General features: G+C 39.6%; 26 protein-coding genes. All 26 read right to left on the bottom strand.

The window, feature by feature from the left end:
• Positions 1 to 214: 214 nt before the first annotated feature.
• The gene (gene spoIVB, locus IEV27_RS01845) at positions 215 to 1,465 is read right to left on the bottom strand and encodes a SpoIVB peptidase (protein ID WP_188375746.1); all 1,251 of its coding nucleotides are present in this window, start codon (positions 1,463 to 1,465) and stop codon (positions 215 to 217) included.
• 154 nt (positions 1,466 to 1,619) lie between these two features.
• Complete coding sequence (recN, locus tag IEV27_RS01840) at positions 1,620 to 3,344, bottom strand: DNA repair protein RecN (RefSeq protein WP_188375745.1); 1,725 nt, start codon at positions 3,342 to 3,344, stop codon at positions 1,620 to 1,622.
• A gap of 18 nt (positions 3,345 to 3,362) precedes the next feature.
• The gene (ahrC, locus tag IEV27_RS01835; RefSeq protein ID WP_188375744.1) at positions 3,363 to 3,812 is read right to left on the bottom strand and encodes a transcriptional regulator AhrC/ArgR; all 450 of its coding nucleotides are present in this window, start codon (positions 3,810 to 3,812) and stop codon (positions 3,363 to 3,365) included.
• 62 nt (positions 3,813 to 3,874) lie between these two features.
• On the bottom strand, positions 3,875 to 4,690 hold the full coding sequence (locus IEV27_RS01830) for a TlyA family RNA methyltransferase (protein ID WP_188375743.1): 816 nt from the start codon (positions 4,688 to 4,690) through the stop codon (positions 3,875 to 3,877).
• Positions 4,691 to 4,695: 5 nt separating this feature from the next.
• Positions 4,696 to 6,585, bottom strand: coding sequence for a 1-deoxy-D-xylulose-5-phosphate synthase (gene dxs, locus IEV27_RS01825; protein ID WP_188375742.1), 1,890 nt, complete (start codon positions 6,583 to 6,585; stop codon positions 4,696 to 4,698).
• Positions 6,586 to 6,603: 18 nt separating this feature from the next.
• Positions 6,604 to 7,203 carry a hypothetical protein gene (locus tag IEV27_RS01820; protein WP_188376787.1) on the bottom strand — a complete coding sequence of 200 codons (600 nt, stop codon included), beginning with the start codon at positions 7,201 to 7,203 and terminating at the stop codon, positions 6,604 to 6,606.
• 704 nt (positions 7,204 to 7,907) lie between these two features.
• Complete coding sequence (locus tag IEV27_RS01815; protein ID WP_229734805.1) at positions 7,908 to 8,789, bottom strand: polyprenyl synthetase family protein; 882 nt, start codon at positions 8,787 to 8,789, stop codon at positions 7,908 to 7,910.
• Positions 8,789 to 9,025 carry an exodeoxyribonuclease VII small subunit gene (locus tag IEV27_RS01810; RefSeq protein ID WP_188375741.1) on the bottom strand — a complete coding sequence of 79 codons (237 nt, stop codon included), beginning with the start codon at positions 9,023 to 9,025 and terminating at the stop codon, positions 8,789 to 8,791. The genes IEV27_RS01815 and IEV27_RS01810 overlap by 1 nt, the downstream gene beginning before the upstream one ends.
• Positions 9,022 to 10,368 (bottom strand): exodeoxyribonuclease VII large subunit, encoded by a 1,347-nt coding sequence (gene xseA / locus IEV27_RS01805; RefSeq protein ID WP_188375740.1) that lies wholly within the window; start codon positions 10,366 to 10,368, stop codon positions 9,022 to 9,024. Before xseA ends, IEV27_RS01810 begins: the two co-directional genes overlap by 4 nt.
• Positions 10,369 to 10,381: 13 nt before the next feature.
• The gene (gene folD / locus IEV27_RS01800; RefSeq protein ID WP_188375739.1) at positions 10,382 to 11,233 is read right to left on the bottom strand and encodes a bifunctional methylenetetrahydrofolate dehydrogenase/methenyltetrahydrofolate cyclohydrolase FolD; all 852 of its coding nucleotides are present in this window, start codon (positions 11,231 to 11,233) and stop codon (positions 10,382 to 10,384) included.
• A gap of 16 nt (positions 11,234 to 11,249) precedes the next feature.
• The gene (nusB, locus tag IEV27_RS01795) at positions 11,250 to 11,630 is read right to left on the bottom strand and encodes a transcription antitermination factor NusB (protein ID WP_188375738.1); all 381 of its coding nucleotides are present in this window, start codon (positions 11,628 to 11,630) and stop codon (positions 11,250 to 11,252) included.
• 121 nt (positions 11,631 to 11,751) lie between these two features.
• Positions 11,752 to 12,150 (bottom strand): Asp23/Gls24 family envelope stress response protein, encoded by a 399-nt coding sequence (locus tag IEV27_RS01790; RefSeq protein ID WP_188375737.1) that lies wholly within the window; start codon positions 12,148 to 12,150, stop codon positions 11,752 to 11,754.
• 17 nt (positions 12,151 to 12,167) lie between these two features.
• Positions 12,168 to 13,523: an acetyl-CoA carboxylase biotin carboxylase subunit gene (accC, locus tag IEV27_RS01785; protein ID WP_188375736.1), complete on the bottom strand. Its 1,356-nt coding sequence runs from the start codon at positions 13,521 to 13,523 to the stop codon at positions 12,168 to 12,170.
• Between the two features lie 16 nt (positions 13,524 to 13,539).
• Positions 13,540 to 14,031: an acetyl-CoA carboxylase biotin carboxyl carrier protein gene (gene accB / locus IEV27_RS01780; RefSeq protein ID WP_188375735.1), complete on the bottom strand. Its 492-nt coding sequence runs from the start codon at positions 14,029 to 14,031 to the stop codon at positions 13,540 to 13,542.
• Between the two features lie 154 nt (positions 14,032 to 14,185).
• The gene (locus IEV27_RS01775) at positions 14,186 to 14,719 is read right to left on the bottom strand and encodes a SpoIIIAH-like family protein (RefSeq protein ID WP_188375734.1); all 534 of its coding nucleotides are present in this window, start codon (positions 14,717 to 14,719) and stop codon (positions 14,186 to 14,188) included.
• A 12-nt stretch (positions 14,720 to 14,731) separates the two neighbouring features.
• Complete coding sequence (spoIIIAG, locus tag IEV27_RS01770; RefSeq protein WP_188375733.1) at positions 14,732 to 15,343, bottom strand: stage III sporulation protein AG; 612 nt, start codon at positions 15,341 to 15,343, stop codon at positions 14,732 to 14,734.
• Positions 15,336 to 15,944, bottom strand: a complete 609-nt coding sequence (spoIIIAF, locus tag IEV27_RS01765) for a stage III sporulation protein AF (RefSeq protein WP_188375732.1) — start codon at positions 15,942 to 15,944, stop codon at positions 15,336 to 15,338. The genes spoIIIAG and spoIIIAF overlap by 8 nt, the downstream gene beginning before the upstream one ends.
• Positions 15,945 to 15,956: 12 nt before the next feature.
• On the bottom strand, positions 15,957 to 17,117 hold the full coding sequence (spoIIIAE, locus tag IEV27_RS01760; protein WP_188375731.1) for a stage III sporulation protein AE: 1,161 nt from the start codon (positions 17,115 to 17,117) through the stop codon (positions 15,957 to 15,959).
• Between the two features lie 15 nt (positions 17,118 to 17,132).
• Positions 17,133 to 17,531: a stage III sporulation protein AD gene (spoIIIAD, locus tag IEV27_RS01755; RefSeq protein ID WP_188375730.1), complete on the bottom strand. Its 399-nt coding sequence runs from the start codon at positions 17,529 to 17,531 to the stop codon at positions 17,133 to 17,135.
• 6 nt (positions 17,532 to 17,537) lie between these two features.
• Entirely contained in the window at positions 17,538 to 17,744 is a 207-nt protein-coding gene (gene spoIIIAC, locus IEV27_RS01750; protein WP_101844256.1) for a stage III sporulation protein AC, read from the bottom strand.
• 18 nt (positions 17,745 to 17,762) lie between these two features.
• The gene (gene spoIIIAB, locus IEV27_RS01745; protein WP_188375729.1) at positions 17,763 to 18,272 is read right to left on the bottom strand and encodes a stage III sporulation protein SpoIIIAB; all 510 of its coding nucleotides are present in this window, start codon (positions 18,270 to 18,272) and stop codon (positions 17,763 to 17,765) included.
• The gene (spoIIIAA, locus tag IEV27_RS01740; RefSeq protein ID WP_188375728.1) at positions 18,217 to 19,194 is read right to left on the bottom strand and encodes a stage III sporulation protein AA; all 978 of its coding nucleotides are present in this window, start codon (positions 19,192 to 19,194) and stop codon (positions 18,217 to 18,219) included. The genes spoIIIAB and spoIIIAA overlap by 56 nt, the downstream gene beginning before the upstream one ends.
• Positions 19,195 to 19,837: 643 nt before the next feature.
• Positions 19,838 to 20,395 carry an elongation factor P gene (gene efp / locus IEV27_RS01735; RefSeq protein WP_188375727.1) on the bottom strand — a complete coding sequence of 186 codons (558 nt, stop codon included), beginning with the start codon at positions 20,393 to 20,395 and terminating at the stop codon, positions 19,838 to 19,840.
• Positions 20,396 to 20,409: 14 nt separating this feature from the next.
• On the bottom strand, positions 20,410 to 21,471 hold the full coding sequence (locus IEV27_RS01730) for a M24 family metallopeptidase (RefSeq protein ID WP_188375726.1): 1,062 nt from the start codon (positions 21,469 to 21,471) through the stop codon (positions 20,410 to 20,412).
• A gap of 19 nt (positions 21,472 to 21,490) precedes the next feature.
• Complete coding sequence (gene aroQ / locus IEV27_RS01725) at positions 21,491 to 21,922, bottom strand: type II 3-dehydroquinate dehydratase (RefSeq protein ID WP_188375725.1); 432 nt, start codon at positions 21,920 to 21,922, stop codon at positions 21,491 to 21,493.
• Positions 21,923 to 21,992: 70 nt separating this feature from the next.
• Entirely contained in the window at positions 21,993 to 22,484 is a 492-nt protein-coding gene (locus tag IEV27_RS01720) for a YqhR family membrane protein (protein ID WP_188375724.1), read from the bottom strand.
• Between the last annotated feature and the right edge of the window lie 23 nt (positions 22,485 to 22,507).

Raw genomic sequence — 22,507 nt, 5'->3', positions numbered from 1 at the left:
ACAAAATAATCCTGACTTACTATATGAATTCGACATCAGGAATGGTAACCCTCTTTATTATATCAAATTTATTTGTAAAAAATAAGATTATCTTGAAAATGCTTCTATTTGCTCTTATTTTCTATTTAATTCGATATTTTTCAACAATCTAAATTTATTATTGTCGAATTTTGTCGAACAAAAAATAGAGAGCTCTTTTTGAGCTCCCTATCCTTTAACTTGCTTTATCCTGTACGTTTTCATAAATATCAATACCAGCTTCTTCTAGCATCCATTCAATGTGAACACCGTATCCTGAAGTAGGATCATTTACAAATACATGGGTTACAGCACCAATAATTTTATCATTTTGAATAATTGGGCTCCCACTCATCCCTTGCACTATACCGCCGGTTTTATCCAGTAATTCTGGGTCCGTAATTTTTACTACCATTCCTTTAGTCACAGGTGAATCCTTTGGCATATTGCGGACAATTTCAACATCAAACGATTGTAACTTGTCCCCATTTAAAACGGTGAGAATTTTAGCTGGTCCTTCTTCAATTTCATCATCCAAAGCAATGGGTAAACCATCTTTATATTGATCGTTTTTAATTGGATTTTCTAATTCACCAAAGACCCCAAAAGAGCTATTTTTTGTTATCGTTCCCATTCGATCATCTGTTAATGAAAACTCTGCTTTCTTCTCTCCCGGAACTCCTTGATTCCCTTTTTGAATTGAAGTTACTCGAGAATTCACAATTGTTCCTTCATGAATTTCGATTGGCTTCTTTGTATCCATATCTGCAATCACATGCCCAAGAGCACCGTATTTCTTCGTATCGGGATCATAAAAAGTCATCGTCCCAATTCCTGCTGCAGAATCACGAACATAAAGGCCTATTTGGAACTGATCCTCTTTTTTATTCTCTTCAGGTTTAATCGTGGTATTAAACGTTTCTTCACCACGCTTAACGTCAAATTTCACACCTTTATTTTTCTCTCCAGCTTCTTTAACGATAGTGGAGAGGTCTTCCATATGATTTAATTCTTTACCATTCCCTTTTAAAAGAATATCTCCTACTTGAATGTCTCCATTCTCTCCCGGTGATGTCTGTTGATCTTTATTTTCACTAACAAGGTGGTGACCGACCACTAATACACCTTTTGTCTGTAACTCTACACCTACCGATTGTCCCCCTGGAACTAATCGAATATTTTTTACTCGCTTCATATCTGTTTTTTTAACAGGAATTCCAGCATACTCGTGGAATATAGCGTTTGAGGTGTTTGTTTTCTCCATAGAAAAGGCAGGGACTGAACCTTCCTCATCACTCATTGAGGCATTTACTGGCTGTGATGAAGACAGGTTGATCTCGGTTGGAATTGATATATACTCTTGAAGTGGACTTAATAAAGGAATAACAAGCATCATCAACAGGAGCATGGAGCCTAGAATATATTTCACCCTCTGTTTTTTATCCAAGGTCTACCACTCCTTTTTACTCCTGAACCAATCATTTGGCTTACTTATAATGTGGGCCTTAAAGCACTTTTTTAAACGAGCATAATCACAGAAAATATAGGATGGTTTCCCTAGTCATGAAACATTCACCAAAAGAAAAAACGCATGAATATATTCATGCGTTTTGCTTATGTTTATTCGCTAGTGATAATAATTCTTTTGCGTGCTCAACTGTCGTAGCCGTCAATTCAGCACCCGTAATCATCCGGGATATTTCATCCGCTTTATCTTTATCCGATAACTCTTTTACAACGGTAGAAGTACGGTCATTTTCAACTTTCTTTTCTATTCTGACATGCGTATCTGCCATAGCAGCCACCTGAGGCAAGTGAGAGATACAAAGCACTTGAGAGCCTTCAGAAATCCCATAAATCTTTTCAGCAATGGCTTGAGCCACTCTGCCGCTTACCCCCGTGTCCACTTCATCAAAAATAACACTTGTAACGCCTTGATGCTTGGAAAAAATCCGCTTTAAAGCTAACATGATTCGGGATAACTCTCCACCAGATGCTGTTTTATGTATTTCTTTTAAAGGTTCCCCAGGATTAGTGGTAATTAAAAAAGAAATAATATCCATACCTTTTTTGTGAAGTTTTACTGACTTTCCATTTATTGATGGGTCTGTTGTATTTCCTTCTTTAACACTAAATCCAACGTCAAAGGCTGCTTTTTCTAAATACAAGTCCTTCAATTCGTGGTGAATTGAATTTATAAGCTGTTGGGATGCACCTTTACGAATGTCATGTAGATGTTTGGCTTCCAGGACAGCATCTTCTCCGCACTCATCAATTTCAGTCTGAAGACGAGATAAATGAGAGTCTTTGTTTTGTATTTCATCGATCTCTTCTTCGATCCGAGACATGTATTCCATCATGTCTTCTACAGTTTGCCCGTACTTTTTCTTTAATCGGTTTAGCTCGTTTAAACGAGATTCTATAAAATCCAGCCGGTCTGGGTCAAATTCAAGCTCAGCCATCTGGGAACTTAGCTGAAAACTCAGTTCTTCAACTAAATAATAAGAATTCGTCATCTCTTCAGATAATTTCTCGACTTGGCTATCGTAATTTGCCGCACCTTCAAGAGAAGACATCGCATGACTTAGCCAATCCAAACCTCGCTGTTCACCGTATAAAGCATAATAGGCGTCATGAATGCCTTGATAAAGCTTTTCATAATTCATAAGCTTTTGCCGTTCCTCGGTTAACTGCTCGTCTTCTAAAGGAGAAAGCTCCGCTTCTTGCAGTTCCCTAAATTGAAACTCAAGCAAATCCAACCTTTGCGCCATTTCCTGCTCGTTTTCACTTAATTCTTTGTGTCGTTTCTTTAAGGTACTAAGCTGATTGTATAGCATTGTGTAATCCGCCAATGTACGTTCTATTTCGTCGCGCGCATATAAATCCAATAACTCAATGTGCCGTTCAGGATCCATTAATGATTGAGTTTCATGCTGACTGTGAATATCGATAAGGGAACGGCCAAATTCTTTTAGAATCCCTAACGTAACAAGTTTGCCGTTTACTCTGCAAATGCTCTTCCCTTGACTGGTTATTGTGCGTTGAAGAACAATCATACCATCATCAATCTCAACCCCGTAATGTTCTCCCTTCAAATAAACAGGGTGATGCTTTTCAACTGTAAATAATCCTTCTATATCCGCTTTATTTGTACCATGGCGAACAAATTCCACAGAACCACGTGAACCTGATAATAGCTGAATAGCATCAATAATGATTGATTTCCCAGCTCCAGTCTCACCTGTTAGAACCGTTAACCCTTCTTTAAAATGAATAGACACTTGATCAATAATAGCAAAGTCTTTAATTGACAATTCTGTTAGCATGAAGTGAGTCACCTCAGTTTATAGCATATTTAACAGCTGTTCACTTATATCCTCGGTTTGTTCCTGACTTCTGCAAATAATAAGGCATGTGTCATCTCCGCAAATTGTACCCATAATTTCTTCCCATTCAAGGTTATCAATCAGAGCACCCACTGCGTTAGCATTACCTGGTAATGTTTTCAAAATTATGAAGTGACCAGCTCGATCAATGCTAACAAACGCATCCATCATTAAACGTTTAAGTTTTTCTAATGGATTAAAACGTTGATCAGCAGGGAGACTATATTTATAGCGCCCATCCATCATAGGAACTTTAACTAAGTGAAGTTCTTTAATATCTCTTGAAACTGTGGCCTGAGTTACGTTATATCCCATACCCTTTAAACGATCGACTAATTCATCTTGTGTCTCAATGTCATCATTCGTAATTAATTCTCGAATCTTTATATGGCGCTGCCCTTTATTCATATTCACCCTCCCTAAACTATATCTGCTTTAATAAAAGAGGCTGCCTGTGAGCCTCTTTTTCATTACTTTTTATGTTTATCGTGCGCTTCTTTTACAATTTCATCAATATCAATTGCAGGCCCCGGTTCTTCCGATGCTGTTCCATACCGAAAGTGAGCTAAAAACTCAATATTTCCATCTCCGCCTGTAATCGGTGAAAAGGTTAAGGCTTTCGTTTTATAACCGTGTTCCTGAGCGAACGTTAAAATATTGGATACTACATTCTTATGGACTTTAGGCTCTCGAACGATGCCTTTTTTTCCAACTTGCTCTCGACCTGCTTCAAACTGCGGTTTAATCAATGCAACTACATCACTTCCATCTTTTATTAGCGATGCAAGAACCGGGAGGATAATTCTTAATGAGATGAAAGATACATCAATCGTCGCAAATTCAGGCTGCCCATGTTTTAAATCATCTAACGTCATATACCGAAAATTCGTCCGTTCCATCACAATAACTTGCTCATGATTTCTAAGCTTCCAATCCAGCTGATTGTAGCCCACATCTACGGCATAACTTCGTGCCACGCCATTTTGTAACGCACAATCAGTAAACCCACCTGTTGAGGAGCCGACATCAATCATAATTTTACCTTGAATATTAAGATTAAAATCGTTTAAAGCTTTCTCTAGCTTTAGTCCACCGCGACTTACATACGGCAAAGGTCTTCCTTTAATCGTAATTTCCGCATTTTCATCGATCTTCACACCAGGTTTATCTAAACGAACTTGCTCTTGGAAAACCAGCCCAGCCATTATTGTTCGTTTAGCTTTTTCTCTTGTTTCTATAAGTCCTTTTTCAACTAGTAGAACATCTAACCGTACTTTTTTTCCCATTTATATTAAGCCCTTTGCTGTTTAGTTAAAGTAATTCCTTTTATTTGTTTAATAATATTATCTTCTGTTAGCCCGATTTCTTCCCAAAGCTTAGGTACACTTCCATGCTCAATAAATCGGTCAGGAACGCCTAAGCGTTTAATCCAAGAAGTATAGTTATTCTCTTCTTTGAATTCAAGCACGCTTGAACCAAATCCTCCTTGAAGAACCGCTTCTTCGACTGTTAGGATCGGAAGGTTGTCTTTCATAATATCGTGAAGCATCGGCTCATCTAACGGTTTAATAAATCGTGCATTAACGACACGGACAGATAAACCTTCTTTTCGTAAACGTTTACTTGCCTCAAGCGCCATAGAGATAGTCGTTCCAAATGTTAAAATCACTGCATCTGTTCCTTCTTGCAGCACTTCCCAGCTTCCGACTGGGATAGTTATAAGATCTTCGTCCATTTCTACTCCATTTCCATTGCCTCGAGGGTAGCGCACAGCTATTGGACCGTCATCGTAATTTACGGCCGTGTGAACCATATGCTGTCCTTCATTTTCATCTTTCGGCATCATGACAACCATATTAGGAACCGAACGTAAGAAAGCTACATCAAATACGCCTTGATGTGTTTCTCCATCAGCTCCAACAAGTCCGGCACGATCAATACCGAACATCACATTTAGATTTTGGCGAGCCACATCATGGATCACTTGATCATAACCTCGCTGAAGGAATGTAGAATAAATAGCTAAGAAAGGTTTCATACCCTGAGTAGCTAAACCTGCCGATAATGTTGTTGCATGTTGTTCTGCTATACCAACATCAAATAGTCTGTCCGGAAATTCGGCCTGGAATTTTTCTAATTTAGAACCAAGTACCATTGCAGGAGTGACTGCAACAACTCTTTTATCTTTACGCGCTTCTTTTCTTAGCGTTTCACTAATTACTTCACTCCAAGCAGGAGGAGAATCGACTGCTTTAATCTTCTCTCCAGATTCAATTTTATATGGACCTACACCGTGCCACTTATCTTTTTGATCAGATTCTGCAGGATGATAGCCTTTCCCCTTTTGAGTAATCACATGAATAATAACAGGGCCTTCTGTTTTCTTCGCGTAATTCAGATTTTCTAATAAGTCATGATAATCATGGCCATCAACAGGGCCGTAATAAGTAAAACCTAGTTCCTCAAAAAACATTCCTGGAACAACAAAATACTTCATGCTGTCTTTAAGGCGTTCAGCAGCTTGAGCAAGCTTTCCGCCAACAGCAGGAATCCGTTTTAGGAGCCATTCTAAATCATCTTTTGCTCGATTGTATTTGCCTGCGCTTCGCATGCGTCCTAGAGCACTATGAAGAGCACCCACATTCTTAGCGATGGACATTTCGTTATCGTTTAAGATAACGGTTACATTCTTTTTCTCATCTCCGATGTGGTTTAAAGCTTCAAGGGCCATTCCCCCTGTTAATGCTCCATCTCCAATAATCGGAAGAATCGAGTGGTCTTCTTCATTTAAGTCCCTTGCGATCGCCATTCCCATAGCAGCCGAAAGAGAGGTCGAACTATGACCGGTTTCCCAAACATCATGCTCGCTCTCATTACGTTTGGGGAACCCGCAAAGACCTTGGTATTGACGGAGCGTATCAAATTTTCCTGCTCGTCCTGTTAAGATTTTATGGATATAGGACTGATGTCCGACATCAAAAAGAAAACGGTCTTTAGGGCTTTCATATACTTTATGCAGAGCAAGTGTTAATTCAACAACGCCCAAATTTGCTCCTAAATGACCTCCAGTTGAAGACAAATTTTCGATCAAAAATTTTCTTACTTCTGCAGATAGTTCATTTAATTGATCAATTGACATTCCCTTCACAAAAGAAGGATCTTTAATCTTGTACAGATCCATAAATGGACCCCCTTATTTTTATCGTGATTTTCGAGTGGATTTTGTTGAAGCGGAAAGTATGTTTATTTTAAAGTTTGATTCAATCCACGCAATCACTCGAGCAGTCATAAAAATAATCTTTGTCGAAGAATGTATGGCAAGAAATTTACCAACAGCCTTACCACCAACAGTTAATGCTGCAACAATACTCGTCAATACTACTGACAGTGTGATTTGAACGGTTGAACCATCGGAATGACCGAAAACGTTAGCTAATTGAATGACAACAACAGCTGTGGCTGTTCCACTCACTATACCAGATATATCCCCTATTACGTCGTTACAGAAACTTGCGAAGCGATCTGCGTTTCTAACGATGATAATAGCTTCTTTAGCTCCGGGAATCTTTTCAGCGGCCATTGCGTGAAATGGGGGCTCTGAGGCTGCAGTTGCTGCTATTCCTAGCATATCAAAAACTACCCCAGTAAATACAATGAGGAGTACGATAATTAATCCAATCCCCCATACAACCTCAGTTAATACGGAAGAAGAGATTATTGAAAAAATAGCCGCTAACACAAAAGTGATAACGGCAATACTAATACTAAACTTTAAGGATTTTCTAAATTTATTGTCCATTTTCAACCTCAATATTTATAAATACGACTTATGTAAGAAAGGAATGGTCGCCAATCGAGTAAAAATTACGGCTTAGGTCTAGTAGGTTTTCCCATCCGGATACCGAATGTCACCATTCTGGCGGTTCCCCTTTAAATCCGAATCAACTCCGTTTCCGGAAGTTGGACTAGATTACCACTTAGTCCGTACTATAATTCTCGATTCACGTCCATAGAACAGCCTAGGGGATTTCCCCGACAGCCTTTAGCCGTTCCTTAGCCTCTTTTGCAGTTTAGATTTCATATAGTTACCGATTCAAACTCTAGTGGCCATCTAAAGTTTTGAATGGTCCATGACTATAATCCCCTCAAAACCACTCAAGGCAGGCTACGCTACTTATACAGATATTCCTCCATATAAAAGTAGGTTCATACCCCATTTCATAAGAGACTCCGGCTTAGAAACTCTTACAAAGATGGGCCTCCGCGGAAGCAGGGTCAACGCCCACATGCCTTTGTGGATCGCCCTGCAACCTTAACTCCCAGCACCGACCCAAGGCTGGGCGCCTCAAGCCGACACAAGGAACTTCATCGATGTGCCCTTCGGCGGATTTTTAGGCCCGCCTTCAGGAACGGAGGGCCGACTAGAATACTGCACCATTCCTTTTGTAGATCAAATATACCACAATCGTTCAACTTCCTCAATAAAAAAACGCTGGCATAACTTTAGCGGTCACGCTGGCTTAAATAGTTGATTAATTCTGATAATACCGTTCCGTTCACTCCTGCTTGGTGTAAAGAGTTTTGTGCGATCTGTCCATAGTGATCTCTCTGATTAATTGCTCCTTCTAAACCTAAAAGCTGTGGGTATGTACTTTTATAATTTCCTTCGTCGCTTCCTGTTGGTTTCCCTATAGCTTCAGCATCTCCTATGACATCTAAAATGTCATCTTGTATTTGGAAGAGGAGTCCTAAAGCCTCGGCCATCGTCGTCATTTCGGACATCTCGTGCTCATTAGCATGTGCTAAATAAGCACCTGATAACACAGCAAACTTTAACAGGTCCCCTGTTTTGTGTTTATGGATGTTTTCTAATTCTTCTAAGGGGATGGTTTGGTTCTCACTATTCATATCCTTCATTTGACCATCTACCATCCCCTTAGGTCCACTAGCAGCAGACAATTTACTAATGATGAAGACTTTTTCTTCACTGGTTAATTCTTCTGCATTAGAAATAACTTGAAAACTTAATGTCAGAAGAGCATCGCCTGCAAGAATAGCCGTCGCCTCATCAAATTTCTTATGATTCGTAGGCTGACCTCTTCTTAAATCATCATTATCCATAGCTGGAAGATCGTCATGAATTAAGGAGTATGTGTGAATCATTTCTAATGCGCAAGCTACACTTACACCTTTTCTAGCATCTTTTTGAAAAGCTTCGATGGTAGCCATTAAAAGGATAGGGCGAAGGCGTTTGCCACCTGCTAGAATTGAGTAGAGCATCGCATTCTGCAGACGACCTTCATTAGTATTTACCCTTATATGTCTTTCTAACTCTGAATTCACTAAGCGTTTATACTTATCTAAAAACGGCATTAAGCTTTCCACTACTCTTCCTCCTGAACATCGAACGACTCAAACTCTCCATGCTCATTTAAAATCTGGTGCATTTGTTTCTCTACTGTACTTAATTTTTCATTACAAACTTTAGACAGCTTCATTCCTTCTTGATAATATTGAATGGCTTTCTCTAAAGGAACTTCTCCTGTCTCGAGTTTTTCTACCAATTGCTCAAGTTGACGCATAGCTTCTTCAAAGCTAATTGCTTCTTGTTCTTCACTCATTTTTTCTCCTCCTTTACATCAACCACTTCACAATTTATGGTACCGTCTTTAACCGTTACTTTAACATCATCGCCTTTAGTTACTTGATTCACTGTTTTAATCACTTGATTGTTGTGCGTATACGGAATTGCATAACCACGCTTCATCGTGTCCAAAGGATTGAGTAAGGTCAATTTTTCAAGCTTTGAGCGAAATTGATCTTTTTTAGTAGTCAATTTATGTTGAAATTGTGTTTGCAAAAGCTTCGTCACTTCTTGAAGCTGCTTTTGTTTGGCTTCAATTTCTGTTTGCGGATGCTGCTGAAGAAGACGATTCGTTAAATAAACGAACCGTTCAGTTTGTTGTTTTTTAACATTGTTTACATTTTGTGATAAACGTTCAATCATCCGATCTAAATCCTGTTCTTTTTGCCTCATTAATTGTTCAGGGTATTTAAACGCATAGGACTTCACTAGTCGGTTTAATTTTTCTTTAGCAGTAGAACGATCGACGTCCATTGCTCTTTGTAACCTTCTCTTTACGTTCTGGACACGATCTCTTAATTCAATAAGAGAAGGTACAGCTAGTTCTGCAGCTCCTGTCGGTGTGGCCGCCCTTATATCTGCTACGAAGTCACTAATAGTGGTATCTGTTTCATGACCTACGGCGGATATAATAGGTGTTTCGGAATTGGCAATTGCTCTAGCCACTATTTCTTCATTAAAGCCCCATAAGTCCTCCAGGGAACCTCCTCCCCTTCCAACAATCAGCACGTCACAATCTAAATGGTCGTTCGCATATTGTATTGCTTTATTAACCGAATTGGCGGCCGATTTACCTTGAACGAGTACAGGTAAGATTGATACTTTCACAATGGGATATCTACGCTTTATCGTCGTTAGGATATCACGGATGGCAGCCCCTGTCGGTGACGTAATAACTCCTATATGTTTGGGATAAGCAGGAATTGTTTTCTTTCTTTCTACACTAAATAACCCTTCTTTTTGAAGCTTTTCTTTTAACTGTTCAAAAGCTAAATATAGAGCCCCGATACCGTCTGGCTGCATATCCTGAATATACAGCTGATAACTGCCCATTGGTTCATAAACATTTATCTCACCACGGACCAGGACATTCATTCCATTTTCAGGAGTAAACTTTAATGTTCGATTATTTCCCGCAAACATGACAGCTTGAATTCTTGCATGTTCGTCCTTTAAAGAAAGGTACATATGGCCGCGGGTGTGATGCTTAAAATTAGAAACCTCTCCGCGCAGCCATACTTCCTTAAGGTGAGGATCATAGGAAAGCTTCTTCTTAATGTACTTTGTAAGAGCCGTAACGGTTAAATAACGATCATTCACTTCACATGTCTCCTTACCGGTTATGAATCCACTTGGCAGCCTTAATGGTATTATGCAGAAGCATTGTGATCGTCATGGGACCTACTCCTTTGGGCACAGGTGTAATGTAAGAAGCCTTTTCTGAAGCTGATTCAAAATCAACATCACCAGTCAATTTACCATCGACGCGGTTTACTCCCACATCAATCACGACAGCTCCTTCTGCTATATCTTCCCCTGTTATCATATGAGGTTTTCCAACTGCAACGATAAGTATATCAGCTTGTTGTGTTAATTCTTTCATGTTTTTTGTACGCGAATGACAGTAGGTAACTGTAGCATTTTCATTAAGTAAAAGCTGTCCCACAGGCTTACCAACTAAATTGCTGCGCCCCACGACTACCACATGCTTGCCTTCAATCGTAACGTTGGCTCGCTTAAGCATGACAAGTATTCCATAAGGTGTACATGGATAAAACGTTTCTTGGCCCGTCATTAACTTTCCTACATTAATAGGATGGAAACCATCAACATCTTTTTTGGGATCGATGGCTTCAATTACTTTTTGCTCATCAATCTGGTCAGGGAGTGGAAGCTGCACAAGAATGCCATGTACAGCAGAATCTGAATTTAACTGCTCAATCGTCTCTAATAATTTTTCTTGAGAAGTATCTGCCGAAAGTTCTAATAAATCTGATTCCATACCTATATTCTCAGAGGCACGTTGCTTTCCTTTGACATACGATTGAGAGGCTGGATCTTCCCCTACGATAATAACTACGAGCTTAGGGTGAATCCCTTCTTTACTTAAAGAGGCAACTTCTTCTTTCATTTCTTGTCGAATTTGAGTAGCTAGATCTTTACCGTAAATAACTTCTGCTGACATACTTAAATTCCCCTTCCTACTTCACCATTTTAGATAATACGCCATTAACAAACTTACCTGATTGATCTTCTCCAAATATTTTCGCAAGCTCAACAGCTTCATTGATTGCCACCTGAGAGGGAACATCCTCATTAAATTTAATTTCGTAAGCGGCCATTCGAAGCAAAGTTTTTTCAACCCGAGCTAGTCGAGTGAATGTCCAATTTTCTAAGTGTGTTTCAATCCAATCATCAATTTCATTCCTGTGTTCAAGCACACCTTCAACCAACTCGGTTAAAAAGGCATCTTTCCCTTCATCATTGAGGACGTGTGCAATGGCTTCATCAGCACCTATTTCACTGGAATTCATTTGGAAAAGCGCTTGAAATGCTTTTTCTCTTGCTAATCGTCGTTTCATCGGTCTTTTTCTCCTTTAATGTCATATCCGATAGAATCATAACATTTTCAATTCTTAAATGCTATTCACCATTAATAAAAGACCAGTCCAGGGTGAACACCCTGCTGCTGGCCTTTTAAGATTACTCTTCTTCTGTTGCCGCTTCTTCTTTTGATTCCATTTGCACTCCTACAACATGAACGTTAATTTCTTTAATTTCAAGCGCTGTCATGTTTTTTAGTGCTTGACGTGTATTATCTTGAATTTTTTGAGCGGTTTCTGGTATAGAAATTCCGTAGTCCATTACCACATACGCATCAATTAATATTCCTTCTTCATCAAGTTCCACTTTTACACCTTTTCCATGGCTTTTTTTGCCTAGTCTTTCAACAACACCTGTGGCGAAATTACCTCGCATAGCTGCTACGCCTGCCACTTCAGAAACAGCTATGCCAGCAATTACTTCAATCACTTCTGGAGCAATCTCTACATTACCAAGAGTTGAACCTTCTGTAACGTTTAACAATTGTCTTTCGTCCATTTCTGACCACTCCTTAATTATTCGTCCTCCAGAACTTTATAATTCTCAAGGAATTTAGTGTTGAAATCCCCTTGTACAAATACGTCATGTTCCATCATTCGTTGATGGAATGGAATCGTAGTCTTGACCCCTTCCACGACAAATTCATCTAGGGCTCGCTTCATTCTTTGTACAGCTTCTTGACGATCTTTACCATAAGTAATCAATTTGGCTACCATTGAATCATAGTAAGGAGGGATCATATATCCAGGATAAGCGGCAGAATCTACACGCACACCAAACCCTCCTGGAGGTAAATACATCTCAATCGTTCCGGCTGATGGCATAAAGTTTTTAAAAGGATCTTCTGCATTTATCCTGCACTCCATAGCCCAGCCTTCGAATTGAATCTCATCTTGTGTAAAAGATAACTTCTCGTTATTCGCAACTTTTAATTGCTCTTTAATAAGGTCGACCCCTGTAACCATCTCTGTCACAGGATGTTCTACTTGTATTCGAGTGTTCATTTCCATAAAATAGAATGTTTGGTCTTTCTGATCAAAAATAAATTCCACGGTTCCTGCACCAGAATAATCAACCGCAAGAGCAGCCTTTACTGCTGCATCTCCCATTTTTGCACGCATAGTTGGGTCAATTGCAGGAGATGGTGTCTCTTCAATTAATTTTTGCAAGCGGCGCTGAATGGAACAATCTCTTTCACCTAAATGTACGGCATTTCCATGATTATCAGCTAACACCTGAATCTCGACATGGCGAAAGTCTTCAATAAATTTCTCAATGTAGACACCCGGGTTTCCAAAAGCAGTCTCCGCTTCTTGCTGGGTTACTCTAATCCCTTTTTCAAGATCTTCTTCCGTTCTTGCCACTCGAATACCTTTTCCGCCACCGCCGGCAGTTGCTTTAATAATAACAGGATAGCCGATTTCTTCAGCTATTTGCTTACCCTCTTCAACATCTTTAATAATTCCTTTAGAGCCAGGTACAACTGGCACTCCTGCTTCTCGCATCGTTTCACGAGCTACATCTTTGGTTCCCATCTTTTGAATCGCATATGATGAAGGACCAACAAACGTAATGCTGCACTCTTCACACATCTCGGCAAATTCAGCATTTTCAGCTAAGAAGCCATAGCCCGGGTGAATAGCATCTGTTTGTGTTAATGTAGCTAAGCTCATAATATTTGTGTAATTTAAATAACTATCTTTACTTAACGTAGGACCAACACAATAGGCTTCATCGGCAATTTGGACATGTAAAGCTTCTTTATCAGCTTCTGAATATACAGCTACAGTTTCTAATCCCATTTCTTTACAGGCACGGATAATCCGAACCGCGATTTCACCACGGTTCGCAATCAGTACTTTTTTTATCATGACAATAACCCCCCGACTATGCTGTCTTCACTCGAAATAATGGTTGACCATACTCGACGAGCTCGCCATCTTTTACGAGGATTTCAACGATTTCCCCTGATACTTCTGCTTCGATTTCGTTAAATAGCTTCATGGCTTCAACTATACATACAACTGAATCTTGTTTTACTTGATCGCCAACTTTCACGTAGGCGCCTTGATCTGGAGAAGGTGACTCATAAAATGTCCCTACCATCGGAGAAGTAATTTCTTTATCGTAGTCTGCTTTCTCCTTCTGTGGCTCTTGCTTTTCCTCAGCTTTTGGTGCTTCTTCTTTCGGCTGAGATGCTTCGCTAACCTCTGGTTCAGCTTTTGGTGCTGGTTTTTGTTGTACAGGAGCTTCTGTTACAACTTTTCCTCCGCTCTTCTTCATACATACCTTTGTTCCATTTGCTTCATATGAAAATTCATCGATTTGTGAATCATCAATCAATTTAATTAGTTCTCGTATTTCTTGAACCTTTAACATGTTGGGCACCCCTTTATGTATATAGCTTTTATAACTGGTACTAATAACTCCTTCTAACATTTTACGATATAATACCACTCTCCTGCAACTTTCCTTTCACTTCACTAAGCTAAATAAAAATCTCCTTTGCCAATTGGCAAAGGAGATTTAATATTTATGATGTTGGTTGAAACTTCACTTCCACACGCATTTGACCAAATTCGTCTGAGACCATTTGCATAATCTCTCTCGTTTCGGATTTCGTAAGCTCTTCGGCCTGAACAGTTACTTGAATCACTTCGTCTTCAGCTCTTACTAATACATCCTCATATGGAATGCTTGCTCGAATAGTATTTTCTAAAATGGATTCTTTAGAAGAAGTTTCCTGTAAAGTCTCCATTTCTTCCATAGCATCATTTTTCTCTTCTGCCGAGTAATCACTAGAAGCTACGATTTCTGAAAGCTGCTCTGACTTCTGATCTCTTTCATTTTGCTTCTCAAGGCGGATCGAGGCAAACAATTCATCAGTAGATAATTCCGAAGTTACTACATCTTCTGTTGTACCTTCTTCTACGTTTTCTCCATCTTGCCACTCATCGTCTTGAATGAAAGCCATTTCCCCGTTATCAGGTGACGTCATGTAATAAACACTTAATACAATGAGTAAACTTAACATCGTTAACAGCCATACCGTTTGTTTTTTTACCAAGAGAAACCCTCCCTATGATTTAGGTAATACTGAAACCCTGTGGCTGGGTACATCAAGTACACGAGACACAGCTTCAACTACCCATTCTTTCACTTTCATCTGTTCAACTCCTTTTGCCGTAACGAACACCCCGCTAACATCAGGCTTGTTCGTTTTTGTAAGCAAAGGCACTTCTCGATCACCTTGTCTTACAAGTACTAACTGCTGTTCCTTCGAATAATCCTCAATCTCTCGTTCGCCTCCATTCTTGTCCGTTTCTTTTGTAGTTTGCTTTCCAATAATTAAGTTTTTGTCATACACTTTCTCCTCCGTGGCAGCTAGATTGATCATTAAATCCACATCACTTACGCCTTGTATGTTTTCAAGAAGGGGCTTAAGTTGTTGTTCATACTCACTTTCGAGCTGATCAACAGATAGTGATATGTCTTCAGTCTCCTCCTCTGAAGCTGAACTTTCATTTGTTGGAGGAGGCGGGGCAGTAGGGTTTGGCGTTTGGAACCAGTTGCTAAGTAAGATGAACATCACACCTACTAATCCTATAATGATCAGGTATTTTGGCTTGTTTAGTTTCTGTCCTTCTTTTGAAGATAAAGGACTTAACAGCTTACTCAACCAATTACTCATGATCTTCCTCCCAGCGTATTTCAATTTGTTCCTTAGTAAGATCCAATTGTTGAGCCGCTAACTCTTTAATTGAATCTTCTTCAAATTGTGGCTTTTCAGCTCTCTTTTCTTCATCTGTTGCTGAGATAATAACTTCCTCAACAGATCCCCCCTCTTCTGTTGAGGATATGAATAACACAAGCTTGTCCAGTGACTCTAAGGAGTGTGGGGTTTGAAAAAAAGTTAGATCCACCGCTTCCACCGTTACTTGTTCACTACTTTCTATAGGCTCTTGAAGCTGATCAACTATGGCTTCCTTCACCTGTTGTAATGTATATGCATCTTGTCCATTCAATATTTCATTTTTCTTTTCTTCTATTTCCCCTGTTAGTTGTTCCGTTTCCATACTTGCTTCCATTTGCCTCTCTACTGAATATAGGATCTGGTTAGGATCAAGCTTTAGGAAGTGAAGCAGAGGGTCTACAATGACAAGCAATAATAAAATCGCCATCACTAATCTTGCGTACTTTTTCATTAGACCAGATGGAAGCAGAGCATCGGCAACCATCGCTAATAGTAGAAATAGAACGATTTCTATGATCCACTGGATAAAAACTTGCATAAGACATCCACCTTATCGAACCATCATTGTTATATTACTGGCTGCGACCATAATGACGATAACTAAGAAAAACATCATGGATACCATCAGCAATGCAGCAAATATATACATCATGTGTTTACTAACGACTGCCATTGCGGTTACCACTGGGCCATCTCCTACTGGCTGTAGAAGTGCAGCTGCCAGTTTATAGATAAGGGCGATTGCTAAAATTTTCAATGCAGGAAATAAAGAAATGCCTAATAGAATGACCACGCCTGCGATTCCTAATGTATTTTTCAATATGAGAGAGGCTCCTAAAATAGTATCGGTTGCATCCGTAAACAGCCGACCTACAACAGGTACAAAGTTGCCTGTAACAAACCTCGCCGTCTTCATCGTGACCCCGTCCTGCACAGCAGTAACTGTTCCTTGCACAGAAATAACTCCTAGAAATAATGTCAAGTAGACCCCCATGATCGCCATTCCAGTCTTACGCATTAATTCTGCTAATTGATCAACCTTAAAAGCTTCATTCAACGAGCCAACGATAAGTAGTAATGCCGATGACGCAAATAAGGGAATAAGAACGTATTTAACGAGCAGCCCACTTGATTGAACTAAAGCCACAATAATGGGATGAAAAAAAGAAATCGACATAAGATGACTAAAAGACGCCATGATCCCTAATAAAAGAGGCAGCAGCCCAATCATGAAGCTGCTCATTTGGTTTATGGCCCCTAGGGTATACTCAATAACTTGTCCAAAACTTTCTAACGCAAGGCCGATTAACACTAAATAGATCACCATATAAGCGATTCTGCTAACGACAGTATTCTCAAATGAAGATTGCATCGCTTGCAGTAAGGTGCTAAATAAAGTGAGGAACAGCAGCGCACCTAAAAGTTTGCCGTTTGATAATAATTCATGGAATAAAAAAGATACAATCCCAGAAATCCAACCTGCATTTGTAGGTTCTTCGCTCCCCCAGCCACTAAGATCATTAAAATCTACTTTAGGCATATATTCACCATATTGCTCATGAAGCTCCTCATAATTTTGCTCTAATTCTTCGGTTGAGACGTGATCCATTAATGACCTTACTTCTTCATCGTTAGAGGTGGAGGCTTCCGACACATTTGGCATGAATACTATTCCAACACTAAAACAGCAAAGTAAAAGTATTTTTTTCATTTCAAACCTCAATCCTTAACCTGCAGCTCCAGGTATAAAATCAAGTATTGTCTCAATTAAGGCTGTAATGATAGGGATCGCCAGCATAAGGATAAACAATTTCCCCGCGAGCTCTACTTTAGAAGCTAAAGAGTTTAACCCAGCATCACGAATCAACTGTGAGCCAAACTCTGTAATATAGGCGATACCTATTATTTTTAAAATCGTCTTGAAGTAAATTGACTCTACTTGTGCCTGTTCAGCCATGTATTGAAGAAGAGAGAAGATATATTTCACGTGATCAATGACGGCTATAAATATGAGAATCACTGTGAACAGCAAAAGCAAAAATGCTATAGAGGATTTATGTTCTTTTAATAAAATAATGAGCAAGCTTGCAACTAGTCCTAAAGATACGATTTGAACAATATCCATAACCGTCTATCCTTGATACAGGAAAACCGATTTAATTTGTTGAAATAAATCCGCCAGCCTGTGCAGCACTATAAATAAAACGATGATAAATCCTGTAAGTGTCACGACTTGTGCGATCTCTTCTTTTCCCATTTGCTTCAAAATGCTATGGATCATAGCAACGATAATTCCTATGCCAGCAATTTGAAATAGGATGGATGCGTCTTGAAACACAACGGTCCCTCCCCCTCATCATATAAGTAATAAAACGACTAACAATCCACTTAACACCCCCACCCCGCGAGCTAGTCTTTCATGTTTGCTCGAACTTTCAATTGCTTCATTTAGCTGTAAGTCTAGATGATGGGTAGTTAACTTAATTTGTTTTTGCTGCTGGGTTAAATCGTGCTGCCCGATTGTTGTTCCAAATTGTATGAGAATATCAAGATCACTCTTTGACATTGCATTCCAGAACCAATGCTTTCTTAACTCTGAACTCCATAATGCACTAAAGTCAGTACAAGTATCTTTTTCTTTGATTAGACCTGAAAAAAAATAACAAACGGGTGGGGGAAGTATAACGGAAAGTTTTTCACAGACTTCCCACAAAGATGACTGACTATAAACCATTTCAGCTTCAATCATTTGCAGAGCACTTTTCCATTGTCTGATCTGACCAGGACGCTTTCTAAATTTAGCCGCAATATCAAAACCTACCCATGTTGTGGCGACTAAGACGATTAGGGCCCCGAACCATTCCATCATTTCCCTCCCCTTTCACTTGGGCAATCTGTTTGCCTTGTCGATCTAAAACAGTTAAATAATAACTAGAATTTGCTTTAAGTCTCTCCAATATGACGTAACGATCAAATACTTCATCTTCAAGTAAGTGTCCTACGTCTTTTCTTCTTTTTACCGTGGATAAATCTTGTCCATGGACACTGCAGATCACTTGAACACCAGTGTGCACCGCTTCTTTTACAGCTGAGGCATCTTCCATTCCCCCAATTTCATCTACAATAAGAACTTCAGGGGACATAGAGCGAATCATCATCATCATGCCCACAGCTTTCGGGCAGCTGTCCATAACGTCAGTACGGTTGCCTACATTCATTTGTGGAATTCCTTCTCGACAGGCAGCCAGTTCAGACCTTTCATCCACGATGCATACTTTTGCGCCTTGTGAAAAGTTATTATCGCATCCTATCCAACGTGAAATATTACGAAGAACCGTGGTTTTACCTGAATGAGGCGGTCCAATGATAAGAGTACTCAACCACTTACGTTCCTTAAATAAATAAGGAATGATTTCCTTCGCATTGTCGATATGATCATGCGCCACTCGAATGTTCATAAACGTAATATTCTTCAAAGTTTCTACCACGCTGTTATTCACATTAGCTTTGCCTGCTAGTCCTATTCGGTGCCCCCCCTCAATGGTGATAAATCCTTCCTTCATCTCTTCTTTAAATTTATAAACCGAAAATTGACTGACTTGATTCAGTACAAATGATAGATCGGAAGAAGAGATGACACCATTCGCGATAGTTTTCACACCATTTCCATCCACTACTTCTAGTGCTTTATTCACACGTAATCGAATCTCCTGAGTGATGTCCCAATTCACTTGTTTTCTTAACAAAGGAGCATAATGCTCAGGAAACAAACGGATAATCTGCTTCATCAAAAGTTGTCTCCTTTTCCTTCTTTACCTTATATGTATGTGCTCTCTTAAAAGATATGACTGTTGATAGAGGAACGATAAAAAAAGAGCAACCCCTGTTGGGATTGCTCTCAGCTTGTAGAGAAACCTTAGTTTTCTCTCTACATTTTTTTATGCATGGGAAAGGTTCAATCATTCGATAGAATAAAGGGTTCTAGGAAACGACTCCCTTTCCATGGGCGAATGGTGTGCCTCCTCGGGCTTTACAACCCTCAAGGTCACACCTTATTCGTACCTCCCACAGGAGTCTCCCCGTTCCCTACAACCCTTTCCCGATAATAGGTCACTAGCAAAAGCCGCTTACTCAAACTGTGCCCTTATGGATACAGGGGTAGTAGCAGAGCATTCATTCTGCAAAGGTTTCAAAAGGCCATTTTGATAAAAGGATCAGAAAAAGCGCCGACTCCTGCGGGATGAGCAGACAGGAGAGGCCCCGGAGGTCGCAGACCGAGGAGACTTTCCGTCTTGCCCCGCGGAAAGCGGCGCTTTTTCTTGTTCCTTTTCTTCACACAAAATGGAAGAAATGCAATCCATTATATCTGTCTAAGCTTGTTCAACAGCCTAAGAGCAACCCCTGTTGGGATTGCTCTTATTAGTCTCTTATTTAAGCACGAGACACATATTTACCATCTGAGGTATTAATGAGTAAAACTTCTCCCTCATTAATGAAAAATGGTACTTGTACAATTAATCCAGTTTCCAGTGTCGCTGGTTTCGTACCGCCGCTGGCCGTATCACCTTTAATTCCTGGCTCAGTTTCTTCTACTTTTAATTCAACGTTATTAGGTAGTTCTACTCCAATGGTTTCCCCTTCATATGTTTGGATTTGAACCTCCATATTCTCTTTCAAGTAATTCAGTTGTTCAGAGATTTGAGCTGTAGGTAATTCAACTTGCTCATACGTTTCAGTATCCATAAAAGCATGCATATCTCCAGATCCATATAAATACTGCATTTTACGGTTTTCGATATGTGCTTTCTCTACTTTCTCACCTGCACGGAAAGTTTTTTCTTGGATATTTCCATTACGTAAGTTTCGCAGCTTCGAGCGAACGAACGCAGCACCTTTTCCAGGCTTTACGTGTTGAAATTCAACCACCTGCCAAATACTTCCGTCTACTTCAATTGTAAGTCCTGTTTTAAAATCGTTAACTGAAATCATATTTATTCCTCCTATTAAAGCGTAATTAATTCTTTCGGTGAATGACTTAACGTTTCATTGCCTGTCTCGGTCACTACTGTATCGTCTTCTATTCGACAACCGCCAACTTTAGGTACATATATTCCTGGCTCAACCGTTACAACCATACCTGGTTCTAGAACTACATCAGACCGATAAGAAAGTCCCGGCCCTTCATGAACATCTAGTCCGATACCGTGCCCTGTTGAATGACCAAAATAGTCACCATAGCCTTTACCTTTAATATAATCACGAGTCAATGCATCTGCTTCTTTCCCCGTTATACCAGCTTTTAAACCTTCCATCCCTTTGATTTGAGCTTGTAAAACGGTATCATAGATTTCTTTCAACTTATCATTTATTTGGCCCACCGCTACCGTACGAGTAATATCAGAGCAATAGCCATTGTATAAGGCTCCGAAGTCTAACGTTACTAATTCACCTGTTTGTATTTCTTTATCTGAAGCCACACCGTGTGGTAATGCCGACCTGTATCCAGAAGCAACGATAATATCAAAGCTAGACGATGCAGCTCCCTGTTTTCTCATAAAAAATTCAAGTTCATTAGAAATTTCTATTTCTTTAACCCCAGGTTTTATGTAATTTAAGATATGAGAGAAGGCGTCATCAGCGATTTTAGTTGCATCCTTTAATATAGTAAGCTCATCTTCTGACTTTATCAAGCGTAACTTCTCAACCAGCCCTGAAGTAGGTGTCAAATCCGCCTTCACATGCTGGTTGAAAAGATCATATTGCCCATATGTAAGTAACTCTTTTTCAAACCCTAACTTAGTGATTCCTAATTGATTTGCTTGAGCGGCTACTTCTTCATGTAAGGGTATTTTATGCTCGATTATAGAAAAACCATTTGCTTGTTCAGCCGCTTGTTCTGTATAGCGAAAATCAGTAATAAAAAGTGCTTGATCTGCTGTGATTAATAGAGCACCGGAGGATCCTGTAAAGTTAGCGATATACCTTCTATTTTTAGATGACATGATAAGTAATCCGTCTATCCCTTGCTCTTCAAGTGCTTCCCGTAATTTACCAAGTTTAGTCATAAAAATTCTCCCTTCGCTTTTAAAGCTTTTTTAGCAGCCCCAATGCTGCGAGCCGATAACCGTCTGTGCCAAAGCCCACAATTTGTCCCTCACATACAGGCGCTAACATCGAATGGTGACGAAATTCTTCTCGCTGATGAACGTTCGAAATATGAACTTCAATAACTGGAGCTGTAATTGATGCAATAGCATCTCGCAAGGCAACACTCGTGTGAGTATAAGCCGCTGGATTAAAAACAATACCCGAAACTTCCCCTTCTGTTTCGTGTAATTTATCGATAAGTTCACCTTCATGGTTGGACTGAAAATGTTCCAACTCATATTGGTATTCATCCGTTACAGCTTTCACCTTATTTATTACATCAGCTAAAGTTTCCGTTCCGTATGTGTCCGGTTCTCTTTGACCTAACCTGTTTAAATTAGGTCCATTAAGTAGTAACAAACGTTTCACGAATAACCAACCACCCTACTTTTCCCAAAATGAATATCCTCATTTATTTTATCATACTATGAGCATATCATCACTTTGGCTGCTGATTATACTCGTGAAACTCGTAAGAAATCGAGTAGCCTATGAAAACTCCATAGAGGATGAATAGGCAAACACTCGTTACGTACGTATCGCTTGTTATTTCACTCCATGTAGGAACAGCGGAAAATATAGGATTTAAAGCAAAGAAAACAGCAGCAAATACAACCACACCCAAGAGCAGTCCAGGCCACATGCCATTTTTTCGTTTTAATATTAAATAGTATATAAGAGATACTAAGATTGACAATAACCCTACAATGATAACCGCAAGTACTTCAGCTAAAAAAGAGCTCGTCCAATTCGTCTGCCAAAACGATCGAAAAATGAACGAAGCTGGAGATACTTCAGAAAAATGAAAATAATAAGAAATCGCACCTAATGTACTCCATAGTACACCTGAGACAAAACCAATAGTTAATGACTTGGCCAGCACACTTTGCGGCGGCTCTTTTTTCCTTTGTTCTTTTGCTTCATCTGACATTTCCATCACCTCATCGTTATATT

Source organism: Halobacillus andaensis, from assembly GCF_014636475.1.
Classification (GTDB): Bacteria; Bacillota; Bacilli; order Bacillales; family Halobacillaceae; genus Halobacillus_A; species Halobacillus_A andaensis.
This window is presented reverse-complemented; position numbering and strand designations above follow the sequence as displayed.